The organism is Microvirga sp. CF3062, assembly GCF_036314045.1.
In the GTDB taxonomy this organism is placed as follows: Bacteria; Pseudomonadota; Alphaproteobacteria; order Rhizobiales; family Beijerinckiaceae; genus Microvirga.
The window spans coordinates 704,694-717,183 of record NZ_JAYGGN010000001.1 but is presented as its reverse complement, the minus strand read 5'-3'; the positions used below and the strand labels follow the sequence as shown (position 1 = coordinate 717,183).

Annotated in this window: 10 protein-coding genes and 1 tRNA gene; 1 reads left to right on the top strand and 10 read right to left on the bottom strand. The window is 62.6% G+C overall.

Annotated elements, in window-relative coordinates; translation table 11 throughout:
• Positions 1 to 304: 304 nt before the first annotated feature.
• The 10 genes from VB618_RS03460 to VB618_RS03415 form a co-directional block, all read right to left on the bottom strand.
• A tRNA-Lys gene (locus VB618_RS03460) sits at positions 305 to 380 on the bottom strand.
• Positions 381 to 526: 146 nt separating this feature from the next.
• The gene (gene tgt, locus VB618_RS03455; protein WP_329795094.1) at positions 527 to 1,708 is read right to left on the bottom strand and encodes a tRNA guanosine(34) transglycosylase Tgt; all 1,182 of its coding nucleotides are present in this window, start codon (positions 1,706 to 1,708) and stop codon (positions 527 to 529) included.
• A gap of 123 nt (positions 1,709 to 1,831) precedes the next feature.
• Positions 1,832 to 2,905 (bottom strand): tRNA preQ1(34) S-adenosylmethionine ribosyltransferase-isomerase QueA, encoded by a 1,074-nt coding sequence (gene queA, locus VB618_RS03450; RefSeq protein ID WP_329795093.1) that lies wholly within the window; start codon positions 2,903 to 2,905, stop codon positions 1,832 to 1,834.
• Positions 2,906 to 3,022: 117 nt separating this feature from the next.
• A complete protein-coding gene (locus VB618_RS03445) occupies positions 3,023 to 3,490 on the bottom strand; it encodes a peptidylprolyl isomerase (RefSeq protein WP_329795092.1) in 468 nt (155 codons plus the stop codon).
• 49 nt (positions 3,491 to 3,539) lie between these two features.
• Positions 3,540 to 4,058 (bottom strand): hypothetical protein, encoded by a 519-nt coding sequence (locus tag VB618_RS03440; protein ID WP_329795091.1) that lies wholly within the window; start codon positions 4,056 to 4,058, stop codon positions 3,540 to 3,542.
• Positions 4,058 to 4,606 (bottom strand): peptidylprolyl isomerase, encoded by a 549-nt coding sequence (locus tag VB618_RS03435; protein ID WP_329795090.1) that lies wholly within the window; start codon positions 4,604 to 4,606, stop codon positions 4,058 to 4,060. Before VB618_RS03435 ends, VB618_RS03440 begins: the two co-directional genes overlap by 1 nt.
• Before the next feature lie 31 nt (positions 4,607 to 4,637).
• Entirely contained in the window at positions 4,638 to 5,138 is a 501-nt protein-coding gene (gene coaD / locus VB618_RS03430) for a pantetheine-phosphate adenylyltransferase (protein ID WP_329795089.1), read from the bottom strand.
• Between the two features lie 319 nt (positions 5,139 to 5,457).
• Positions 5,458 to 6,972: a calcium-binding protein gene (locus tag VB618_RS03425; protein WP_329795088.1), complete on the bottom strand. Its 1,515-nt coding sequence runs from the start codon at positions 6,970 to 6,972 to the stop codon at positions 5,458 to 5,460.
• A 160-nt stretch (positions 6,973 to 7,132) separates the two neighbouring features.
• Positions 7,133 to 9,823, bottom strand: a complete 2,691-nt coding sequence (gene gyrA / locus VB618_RS03420) for a DNA gyrase subunit A (RefSeq protein WP_442931631.1) — start codon at positions 9,821 to 9,823, stop codon at positions 7,133 to 7,135.
• 1,100 nt (positions 9,824 to 10,923) lie between these two features.
• On the bottom strand, positions 10,924 to 11,778 hold the full coding sequence (locus VB618_RS03415; protein WP_329795085.1) for a hypothetical protein: 855 nt from the start codon (positions 11,776 to 11,778) through the stop codon (positions 10,924 to 10,926).
• A gap of 69 nt (positions 11,779 to 11,847) precedes the next feature.
• On the opposite strand from VB618_RS03415, the gene VB618_RS03410 reads away from it, so the two are divergent.
• Complete coding sequence (locus VB618_RS03410) at positions 11,848 to 12,483, top strand: MarC family protein (RefSeq protein WP_329795084.1); 636 nt, start codon at positions 11,848 to 11,850, stop codon at positions 12,481 to 12,483.
• Positions 12,484 to 12,490 lie beyond the last annotated feature (7 nt).

Here is a 12,490-nt window from a genome sequence, read left to right as displayed (position 1 = left end):
GCAGTCTGAACCCTTTTGCCGCCGCGGATCACGCCCAAACAGCTGCCATCACACGTCGCTCGAAATCGCGTTTTCACACGACCTCGGTCAAACTGAGTCATTCAGCGCGACCGTAACAAGGTCCGCTCTCTGGCTGATTCCTGACGTTCGTTGACTCTGGCAGTAGGATTCGACCTGCGGCTGAGCCGATGGAATCGCGGCGGAAATAGCTACCTCAGTCGAGCTTGCTTCTCACACGCTTCCCAATCCGGTTTTCTGGGAAGCAGGGCCAAACCAGATCATCAGCTAAGTGCTTGAGAAGGTTTGGTGAGCGCGCTGGGACTCGAACCCAGGACCCTCTGATTAAAAGTCAGATGCTCTACCGGCTGAGCTACGCGCTCCCAGGGGTGAGCCCGAGATAGGGGGTCTGAGGGTTCAGGTCAATCGAAAAGCCCTGCCTCCCGACCTTATTCCTCAGCTCCGAAGTCCTCAAAGGGCTAATGCCCGAACAATCTTTTGCGAGGAGGCGCCCCGGCGCCGGGCAAGCTTAGCTCTCCGACGCCATGGCCATGTTGTTGGCGTGCTGGCCCACCTCCGCCTTGCTGTCCCGCTCGCCCTTGGCCCAGCCTTCCTTGACCTCCCCGATATAGCTCTCGAGGCGCCCTTCGCCGATGGCTTTGCGCAGGCCGGCCATGAGCTCCTGATAATAGGCCAGGTTGTTCCAGGTCAGCAGCATCATGCCAAGGATCTCGTTGGAGCGGACGAGATGGTGGAGATAGGCGCGGGAATAGGTGTTGGAGGCCGTGCATTTGGACTCCGGATCGAGGGGGCTGGTATCCTCGGCGAAACGGGCGTTGCGCAGGTTCATGCGGCCGTGGCGGGTAAAGACCTGGCCGTGGCGCCCGGCGCGGGTGGGCATGACGCAGTCGAACATGTCGACGCCGCGTCGCACAGCCTCGACGATGTCGTCCGGCGTGCCGACGCCCATGAGGTAGCGGGGCTTGTCGCCTGGCATGTGCGGCTCGACCGTCTCGATCATCTGCAGCATCACGTCCTGCGGCTCGCCCACGGCGAGGCCACCGATGGCGTAGCCCTTGAGGTCGAGACCTGCGAGTTCCCTGGCGCTCTCGATGCGCAGCCGCTCCACCGCCCCGCCCTGGACGATGCCGAACATGGCCTTGCCAGGCTGCTCGCCGAAGGCAACCCGGCAGCGCTCCGCCCAGCGCAAGGACAGGCGCATGGCCTTCTCGGCCACCTCGTCGGGGCACGGGAGCTTCACGCACTCATCGAGCTGCATCTGGATGTCGGAGCCGAGCAGGCCCTGGATCTCGATGGAACGCTCAGGCGTCAGCACATGGGTCGAGCCGTCGATATGGGACTGGAACGTCACCCCCGTCTCGTCGATCTTGCGCAGGGCCGACAGTGACATGACCTGGAAGCCGCCGGAATCGGTGAGAATGGGATAAGGCCAGTTCATGAAGTGGTGCAGCCCACCCAGCCGCGCTACCCGCTCCGCGCCGGGACGGAGCATGAGATGATAGGTGTTGCCGAGCACCACGTCGGCGCCGAGCGCCTTGACCTGATCGGGATACATGGCCTTCACGGTCGCGGCAGTGCCGACCGGCATGAAGGCGGGCGTGCGGATGACGCCGCGCGGCATCCGGATCTCGCCCGTGCGCGCCGTCCCGTCGGTCTTGTTGACGTTGAAGGTGAAGGTCTCGGTGGTCATTCAAACCTCGTCTTGTCATCCTCAGCCGGAGCGAAGCGCAGGAGAAGGGGATCCATGGATCCGCAGCACATGTCAATGGATCGCCTTTCTAGGCGTTCCGCGCACCGGGGATGAACCAGAAGATCAACGTCGAAACAGCAAACTCGCATCGCCGTAGGAGTAGAAGCGATAGCCTGTCTCGATAGCATGGGTATAGGCCGCCTTCATGCACTCCAGTCCCGCGAAGGCCGAGACCAGCATGAACAGGGTCGAGCGCGGGAGGTGGAAATTGGTCATCAGCACATCCACCGCCTTGAAGCGGTAGCCGGGCGTGATGAAAATTGCCGTATCACCGGAGAAGGGCGCGATGGTCCCGTCCTCCTTGGCGGCGCTCTCCAAAAGGCGCAAGGAGGTGGTGCCGACGGCCACGATCCGCCCTCCCCGGGCTCGCGCCTCGTTGAGCGCCCGCGCTGTCTCCTCGGACACGGAGCCCCATTCCGCATGCATCCGGTGCTCAGCGGTGTCGTCGGCCTTCACCGGCAGGAAGGTGCCCGCGCCCACGTGGAGCGTCACGAATTGGCGGCTGATGCCACGCTCGTCGATACGGCGGAAGAGGTCGTCGGTGAAGTGCAGGCCGGCCGTGGGAGCAGCTACAGCACCCTCATCCTTGGCATAGACGGTCTGGTAATCCGCGCGATCCTTGTCATCGGTCGGGCGTTTGCCGGCGATATAGGGAGGCAGGGGCAGCTCCCCGAGCCGGGCGATGGCCTCATCAAGGAACGCCCCGGCAAAGGAGAAGCGTAAGCCCACATCGCCGCCCTCGCCCTTCTCCTCCACCTCGGCGTCGAGCCGCACCAGCTCGCAGGCCGTGCTCTCCGAGTCCTCGCCGAAGCGGATGCGATCGCCCACGTTGAGCTTCTTGGCTGGTCGGGCAAAGGCGCGCCAGCGGTCGGCACCCTCGCGCTTGTGCAGCATGATCTCGACGCGCGCTGCTGTCTCCTCGCGCACACGCAGCCCGTAGAGGCGGGAGGGGATGACCTTGGTATCGTTGAGCACCAAAACATCGCCGGGCTGCAGCAGATCCGGCAGGTCGCGGACGATGCGGTCTTCCAAGCCTTCCGGCTGGACCACGAGCATGCGCGCAGCATCGCGCGGCTCCACGGGGCGAAGCGCGATGCTGGTGTCAGGGAGCTCGAAATCGAAGAGGTCGACGCGCATGGTTGGTGTTCATCCTCCTCGTCATGACCGCACTAGGTGCGGCCATCCACGCCTTGAAGCGGCAAAAACGTGGATGCCCGGGACAAGCCCGGGCATGACGGGAAAAGTAGGACGTGATTACGCCGCGTCCGCCGCGACCTTCATGGAGACGATGCGGTCGGGATCGCGCACGGGCTCGCCGCGTTTGATCTTGTCCACGTTATCCATGCCCTCAGTCACCTTGCCCCAGACGGTGTACTGCTTGTCGAGGAAGCGGGCATCGTCGAAGCAGATGAAGAACTGCGAGTTCGCCGAATTGGGGGCATTCGTGCGGGCCATGGAGCAGGTGCCACGCACGTGCGGCTCGGCATTAAACTCGGCCTTCAGGTCAGGCAGGTCGGAACCGCCGCTGCCGGTGCCGGTCGGATCGCCGGTCTGGGCCATGAAGCCCTCGATCACGCGGTGGAAGACCACGCCGTCGTAAAAGCCCTCGCGGGCGAGCGTCTTGATGCGCTCCACGTGTCCGGGAGCGAGATCGGGACGCAGCTCGATGACCACGCGGCCCTTGGTGGTTTCCATGATGAGGGTGTTTTCGGGATCTGCCATAGAATTCTCCTTGAAATGGCGTGTATTTAGGGACGACGACGGCAAGCCGCTACAGGGCCTGCTGCTTTTGCGGCGCCGGCGCATCGATGAAGCGGAAGGTGAACGGACGCCCGGCAACAGCCGCGCCGAGCTTGTCGGTGAACGGCATCGGCGAGCAGCGCACGAGCGCAGCTCTCACGGCCTGCGTGAACGCCTCCCGGTTCTCGGCATCAGGTTCGCCAGCCCGGTAATGGGTGATCATGGGCTTCCCGAGCACCTCCCCGTTCCGCTTGAAGCTGATGCGGATCGTGACCTCCTGACCGGAATAGCGCACCCCGGTCGGCTGCCAGCAGGCCTGCATTGCCCGTCCGATGTCACTGAGGGTGCTAATCTGCTTCGGTATCTCCTCGCCACTGGGAGGCCGGATGATGCTGTTGAAACTCTGCGGCAGGGATGGAGGAGGCTCGAGGCGCTCGCGATAAGCGTCCGGATCGTCAAAACGCCCCACCTGCGCAAGAGCCGGCACAGCCAGACCCACGCTCAGAAGCAGCGCGGCGATCCGCACGCTGTATCGTCGAAGCTGCTGCATTACTTCGCGTCGGCGGCGAGCTGCATCTTCACGATCTTGTCCGGGCTTCGAACCATGCCGTTGGCGGCGGAATCGCCCTTCTTGATCTTGTCAACCACGTCCATGCCAGAGGCGACCTCGCCGAAGATCGTGTACTGGCCGGTGAGCGGGCCGCACCCGTCATAGCAGATGAAGAACTGGCTGTTGGCCGAGTCCGGACTCTGGGAGCGGGCCATGCCGACCGAGCCGCGCTTGTACTGGGTCTTGGTGAACTCGGCCGGGATGTTGGGCAGGTCGGACTTGCCCGTGCCGGTGCCGGTCGGATCGCCGGTCTGGGCCATGAAGCCGTCGATCACCCGATGGAAGACCACGCCGTCGTAAAAGCCGCGTTTGGTGAGGGCCTTGATCTGCTCCACGTGCTTGGGAGCAAGATCCGGGCGCAGCCGGATGGTAATGCGGCCGTCCTTAGTGTCGAGGAGGATCGTGTTCTGCGGGTCGGCGGCCTGCTGGGCGGCGGCCGGGACAATGCCGGCGAGCACAAGCGCTCCGGCTGCGAGTAAACGCTTCATGGATGTATGTCTCCCTGTGGACGATGAAACTCTATGGCCGCCTGAATTTGGCCTTCAGGCGCTCGGCGACAAGTCCCGGCACGAAGGCCGAGACGTCGCCGCCCATGCCGGCGATCTGGCGCACAAGCGTGGCGGTGATGGGGCGCACGGCGGGTGAAGCCGGGAAGAAGAGGGTCTGGACCCCTGGCGCCATGGTGGCGTTCATGGAGGCCATCTGGATCTCGTAATCGAAATCCGTGCCGTCCCGCAAGCCGCGCACGATGAGCGTGGCGCCATGCCGGCGGGCGGCATCAACCGCCAGATCGCTGAATGTCACCACATCCAGGTCAACGCCCCTCGCCTGCAGCATCGGCCCGCAGACCTCCCGCAGCATGTCGGCCCGCTCCTCGGCCGGAAAGACCGGAGCCTTCGAGGAATGGACCCCGATGGCGACCACAATCCTGTCCGCCACGCTGCAGGCCTGGCGCAGGACGTCCAGGTGGCCGTTGGTGACGGGGTCGAAGCTGCCGGTATAGAGGGCGGTGCGTGTCATGAGGCCAAGGCGTAGCGGGATTGAGGCCGCCCGGCAAGCCGTGCGTTGGCACACGGCGGGCTGGACGGAAGCGTGGAATATTCCAGCTAACCTAAAGTCAAGGTTTCAGGAGACCACCATGATTGTTCGCCTCTGCATCGTCTTTGCCACCGCCATCGCGGTCTTGAGCCCGGCCGCGCTCGCGAGCCTAGGATGATTTCACCCATTCGTGGTCAGCCCCGGATGATCCCGAAGTCTGACCACGAATGGTGGCTTACGCAACGCTCTCTCCTATAGGCAGGTAACAGTACATCACGCCTGCCCGGCACCCGATCCAGTCTTAGATGACGAAGAGGTCCTTGTAGGTCATGCTGAGCTTCTTGGAGAGCGTGGCGATCTCCACGGCCGCTTTGGAGCCCGAGCCGTCGACATCGTAAGACAGCTTTCCGGTCTTCTTGCTGTAGACGATGTAATCATCCTTATCCTTGGCCTTCTCCAAAGCGAACATGGACTTCTTGAGCTGGGCAGGAGCCGCCTCGGAGCCCTTCTTTCCGAGCTTGGTGAAGATCTTGTTCTCCAGCCAGATGGAATCGTCCACCACCTTGAAGTCCGCGACCTTGTCGAGGTTGGCCTTCTTGTTGGGCTTGGAGTCGAACACGAAGATGTCCCGGCCCGCATCCCCCTTTAGCGTGTCGTTACCTGCCCCGCCCCAGAGCCGGTCGTTACCCGCGCCGCCATCGAGATCGTCGCTGCCGGCCAAACCTTTCAAGATGTCATCGCCAAGCAGTCCTTTGAGAACGTCTTTGCTCGCCGAGCCATTCAAGATATCGTTCCCATCCGTGCCGGAGACGGGGTCCGGCTGCGGAACAGGCTCAGGGCCGAATCTGATGCTCGAAGTGGCCTTGGCAACACGTCCGCCGGCATCCTGCAGGGTGAACTCCACCTTGAGCAAGCCTGACGATGGAGGGAATGCGAAGTCGTAGAGGTAACTGATCGATCTGACGACCTCCTGGACGTGTTCGGCCGTGGCATTTCCATTGAAACTGAAATGCAGACTGCCTTCAAACGTTTCACGGAAGACACTGCCGATTTCGACATTATCGTAGAAGAGCTTGTTTTCACCTTCGGCGTTTTTGCCCTCAACCTTGAGACGTGGATTGAATTCAAGGTCAAGCGTATCGAAGAGACTCTTTGTTCCAACAAGTTTGACCACCAGGCTCTTGAGATGCCCTCCGGATGCGACCGTCGCATCGGAACCAACATCGAGAACCATCTCGCCGGTCTTATAGTTGATCGTGTCCCCTTGCAGCGCCGCTAGAACCGGCCCGGAAGCCGTTGTCGTTACGCCAGCGCCATCGGTGACGACATCAATACCCTGGTCGTAAAGGGCAATGCGCTGCGCCGATGTCAACTCGCCATTCTGAATTCGAACGTGAGTTCCCCGTACGTTGGGCTTGATCAGACTTGCTGCAGCCAAATCGGATACGTGAATTTCGGCATTGGCCGTCTCAGGCAGAATCTCAAGACGCCCGACGAAGGTCTTGCCGCGTAGATCGATATTCGCCCCGACAATCGTGACCTGATCGAGATGCTCGGATCCATCGCTGTCAATAGTTGTGACATCCGCCAGCTGATCGGCACGGATGCGGATCTCCGCCACTTCGATGACAGCTTTGATAATTTCAATGTTCTTGAAGGTTGTTAGAGCCGTAAAGTCGAAGGTTGCCGGGTACAAAAGGTCCCTTAGCTCCAGGGTGTCAATTCCACCGCCGCCATCGATTGAGCCACTAGCAAGCTCACTTCCCCGCACCGAAAAGATCTGAGACTGATCGGTTCCTACAATACTGACCGGCATGCTCCGCCCCTATGAAATCAAAGAGTTTTTGTAATATTATTATGTTTGTTTCAAAGCAACCTTTATTGCTCCCCAGAGGTTGTGACGCAGCATCGCAGCATTAAAAAACCCGCCGGTGTGAGCCGGCGGGTTTTCCATTCTGAACGGACGTCGGAGAGGCTTACTCTTCCGCAGCTTCGCCGCCTTCGGTCGCGGCGTCATCGATGCCCTCGACCTCTTCGGCGTCCTCACCCTCGATGTGCTCCACCGAGACCACCTTCTCCTTGTCGCGGGTGGAGAAGACGGTGACGCCCTGCGAATTGCGGCCGACGACGCGGATGCCTTCCACCGGCACGCGGATCAGCTGGCCGCCATCGGTGACGAGCATGATCTGGTCCGAGCTCTCGACTGGGAATGAGGCCACCAGCTTGCCGTTGCGGCCGTTGACCGCCATGGCCGTGATGCCTTTACCGCCGCGTCCGGTGATGCGGTACTCGTAGGAGAGCGTCCGCTTGCCGTAGCCCTTCTCGGAGAGCGTCAGGATGCACTGCTCCTGCGCGCTCATCTCGGCATAACGCTCCTGCGAGAGCGAAACGTTGGCGCCTGCAGCCTCTTCCGCCTCGTCCACCGCATCGGCGTCCGAGCCCATCTGCTCGCCGGTGACGGCGCGGCGCATCTTGAGATAGGCCGCGCGCTCCTCGCCGGTCGCTTCCACGTGGCGTAGGATCGCCATGGAGATGATGTCGTCGCCCGCGGCTAAGTTGATGCCGCGCACGCCCATGGAATCGCGGCCCTTGAACACACGCACATCCGTGACCGGGAAGCGGATGCACTGGCCCTTGGCCGTGGTGAGCAGCACGTCGTCGTTCTCAGAGCAGATCTGCACGTCGACGATGTGTTCGCCCTCATCCAGCTTCATGGCGATCTTGCCGCCGCGATTGACCTGCACGAAGTCCGACAGCTTATTGCGGCGAACCGTGCCGCGGGAGGTGGCGAACATCACGTCCAGCTTGTCCCAGGACGCCTCCTCTTCGGGCAGCGGCATGATGGTGGTGATGCGCTCACCTTGGCTGAGCGGCAGCATGTTCACCAACGCCTTACCCTTGGCATTCGGAGCCGCCAGCGGCAGGCGCCATACCTTCTCCTTGTAGGCCTGGCCCTTGGAGGAGAAGAAGATCACCGGCGTGTGGGTGTTCGCTACGAACAGACGGGTGACGAAATCCTCATCCCTCGTCGTCATGGCGGAACGGCCCTTGCCGCCGCGGCGCTGCGCCCGGTAGGTCGAGAGTGGCACGCGCTTGATGTAGCCGGCATGGGACACGGTGACGACCATGTCCTCGCGGGCAATCAAGTCCTCGTCGTCCAGGTCCGATTCCCAATCCACGATCTGGGTCTTGCGCGGCGTGGCGAAAGTGTTGCGGATCTCGGTCAGCTCGTCCCTGATGATGGACATGATGCGGACACGGGAGCGCAGGATGTCGAGGTAATCCGAGATCTCGGCTGCGAGCTTCGCCAGCTCGTCGCCGACTTCGTCCCGACCAAGGGCGGTGAGGCGCTGCAGGCGCAGGTCGAGGATGGCGCGGGCCTGGGCCTCGGAGAGGCGATAGGTGCCGTCCTCGTTGATCCGGTGGCGCGGATCGTCGACGAGCGCGATGAGCGGCGCGATGTCGTGCGCCGGCCAGTCGCGGCCCATGAGGGATTCGCGCGCCGCGTTCGGATCGGGCGCCGTGCGGATGAGGCGGATGACCTCGTCGATATTGGCCACCGCGATGGCAAGGCCGCACAGCACGTGAGCGCGCTCGCGGGCCTTGTTGAGCAGATACTTGGTCCGGCGGGAAACGACTTCCTCGCGAAAGTCGACGAAGGCGCGGATCAGGTCCTTGAGCGTCATCAGCTCGGGACGGCCGCCGTTGAGCGCCACCATGTTGGCGCCGAAGCTCGTCTGCAGAGGCGTATAGCGGTAGAGCTGGTTGAGCACCACGTCGGCCATGGCGTCGCGCTTGATCTCGATGACGATACGCATGCCGTCGCGGTCGGATTCGTCGCGCAGGTCCGAGATGCCCTCGATCTTCTTCTCGCGCACCAGATCGGCGATCTTCTCGATCAGCGAGGCCTTGTTCACCTGATACGGGATCTCGGTGAAGATGATCGCCTCGCGATCCTTGCGGATCTCCTCGATCTCGGACTTGGCCCGCATGATGACGGAGCCGCGGCCCGTCGTGTAGGCCGAGCGGGCACCTGCGCGCCCGAGGATCATGGCGCCGGTCGGAAAGTCCGGGCCTGGGATGATCTCGATCAGTTCCTCGGCCGAAACGTCGGGGTTCTCCATGAAGGCCAGGCAGCCGTCGATGACCTCGCCCAGATTATGGGGAGGCATGTTGGTGGCCATGCCGACCGCAATGCCACCGGCGCCGTTGACGAGCAGGTTCGGATAGCGCGCGGGCAGAACCGCCGGCTCGTCCTTGGACTCGTCGTAGTTGGGCGTAAAATCGACCGTGTCCTTGTCGATGTCGTCGAGAAGCGGCATCGCCGCCTTGGCGAGGCGGGACTCGGTGTAGCGCATGGCCGCCGGAGGATCACCGTCCACCGAGCCGAAATTGCCCTGCCCGTCCACGAGCATGACGCGCATGGCGAAGTCCTGCGCCATGCGAACCAAGGCGTCATAGATCGATTGGTCGCCGTGCGGGTGGTATTGACCCATCACGTCACCGACGATGCGGGCGGACTTCACGTATTTCTTGTCGGGCGTATAGCCGTTCTCGTGCATCGAATAGAGGATGCGCCGATGCACGGGCTTGAGGCCATCGCGGGCATCCGGCAGAGCGCGGCTCACGATCACGCTCATGGCGTAATCGAGATAGGAGCGCTTCATCTCGTCGACGATGGAAATCAGCTTGATGTCGCTGGCCGGCTTGTCCCCGCCGGGGCCGCCGGAGCGGATATCGTTCGGATCGGTCAAGGTTGGTCTTTCTTAAAACGGTCTGCCCTTTCGCGAGAGGCGGCTTTTCGATGCCGCTTCATCAAGCCATCAGGCAGGCCCGCGAATCCAATTGAAATCAGGCTCTTACATGGGGGAGAACGCCGCGGTTTTCAAGCTTTTTCACGGGTTTTCCAGAGGCAAGGCGAGAGACGAAATCCGTTTACGTTTCAGCAACTTATTGCCTGATTGAGCGGGATGGAAGGCGGGCTTGTGCCTGTGGCAGTTTCGCAGGGCTGCAGAATGGGTGAGAAACCGTCTCAGAGGCTCGGGTTAAAATCCTGATTTCATTGACTTTGATGACTTTACGGATCGTCATCCCGAACGGTGCGAGCCGATCCGGGATCGGGTGCAGGATCAAGTGCTTGAACCTCAACGCTGTCGTCCCGCGAAGGCGGGGATCCATCACCGCTGACGTCTCAGAAGGGGGCGAACCGCGTTGCGCCTCTTTCTGAGACGTCAGCGGTTATGGATCCCGGGCTCTGCTCCGCAGCCCCGGGATGACAGTTGCTTTACTCGTCTTGCGATCCCGGATCTGCGCTGCGCTTCGTCCGGGATGACGCTGGTGCGTGGCTTGTCAAAGAGCCAGCACTTTGGGGCCCGCAGCGGGTGCTGCGAGCCTGAAGGTTGATCGAGGGTGGCGCGTTGGGCAGCCGGCTCGATGTGTGATGGTGGAAGGTGAGAGCCGGACTGCTCATCACGCGCGGTTCTTTTCAGGTGGACCTGGTCAGAGCCAGGATCGACCTCCCGCGACCACAGGCTTGCGAGACCTGCGGCGGGACCGCTCCTCGCCCCACTCTTGCGACGCCTCGCGAGCGCGCCCCTCGTCGGGCGAGGATGTCCCAAGATATAGCCAAGGCTAGAGCAATTGTCAAGAACAAAGTGAGAACACTCGTGCAGCTGGTAAGCTCTTCCCCATCAGCTGCCCTCGCTTCGTCTAGCCTGAGAATGACACCATGCTCAGGCTCAATCTAGTCATACGTAAGAAGATCGAGCTACGCTCTCAACAAAATCGCCGTCGTGTCGTCGCTCTGCTTGAACCGCGGATAAAGCGTGCCATTCGGATCGCGTTCCGTTTCGATCTCCCGCGCCAGCTCGGCCAGGGGCTCGAGGCCGGCTTCCAGGGCTCGCTCCATGAGAGCCGTAGCCTCCATGGCCCGGTAGAGATCGACCAAGGCCGAGAAGCCATCGGAGGCCAGGAGGATCGACGTGCCGTCCTCACAGGGCGCTGTCTCGTGCCGCACGCGGTCGGCAGCGTCCGGGTTGACGCTCAAGAGGGCCGCCGGGATGCCGCTTTTGCGCTGGCGCTCGCGGCGCTCCCCGAGCCAGGCGAGGAAGACGGGTTCGCCGAGAATGGCGGTCGGCCGGGAGCCCGCCTGCCGCATCAGCTCGGCGGCCTTGGCGGATTCGAAGTCTCGCAATCCAGGCGCATCGCCCAGAACCTGCACCGTGCCGTCCGGCTGGCGGATATAGGCCGTCGTATCGCCGAAGTTCCAGGCATCGAGTACATTCCCCTTGCGATGTACCAGCGTCATGGCTCCGAGGGGCCAGGTGAGAAAGTCCTCATGCCGTTCCACAGGCGCGATGGCTCGATAGACAGTGCGGGCCTCCTCCATGACGTGGCGCAGGAGGGTCACCCCGTCCTCCGCGTGGGGTGCGAGGTTCGAGAGCCGCTCGTTCGCGAATTTTGCGAGCCAGACAGCATCGCTCTTCTCGTGCATGACGGGTAGCGTGCCAGGGAAGATCGAGGTGTCGATCACCCAAGCCCAATCGCCCGAGACGCCGCAGATGTCCTCGTTGGGCTTGTCCGGGTGCCCCGGCCGGCTGATCCGATCCAAAACCGTGAACATCGTCGCCCCGCCCCTCGCCAAACATCTCCGGGAAGGCCATAACGCAAAGCTTGAAGGAAGGTCCAGCCGATGCTCCTCGACTACATCTCCGCCGCCCTGGTGACCCTGCTCGTCACTCTCGATCCGGTGGCGCTCGCGCCGATCTTCGTGTCGCTGACCCGGGGCATGAACGCATCGGAGCGGCGCCGGGTGGCGTTAAGGGCGAGCCTGATCGCGTTCGGCATCCTGGCCTTTTTCGGCCTCGGGGGAGAACTGCTCCTGCGGCTGCTCGGCGTCGGAATCCCGGCCTTCCGCATCTCGGGTGGCCTGCTGCTGTTCTGGATCGCCTTCGAGATGGTGTTCGAGCGCCGCAACGAGCGCAAACAGCACACGGCCGACATCGCCATCACCGAGGACCATATCCGCAACGTGGCCGCCTTCCCGCTCGCCATCCCGCTTATGGCCGGCCCCGGCGCCATCACGGCCGTGATCCTGCTCGCCGGGCGCGCCGACGGCAATGTGGGCTATCTCTCGGCCCTGCTCATCCTGATCGCGCTGTGTATCCTGAGCTGCCTCGTGGTGTTCTCCGCCGCCGACCGTGTCTCCCGCTGGCTCGGCGTCACCGGCAACGTGGTGCTCACCCGCCTGCTCGGCGTGATCCTGGCAGGTCTCGCAGTGCAGTTCATCATCGACGGCGTGCTGGCGCTGATCCGGCAGCAGATTTAAAATCGCT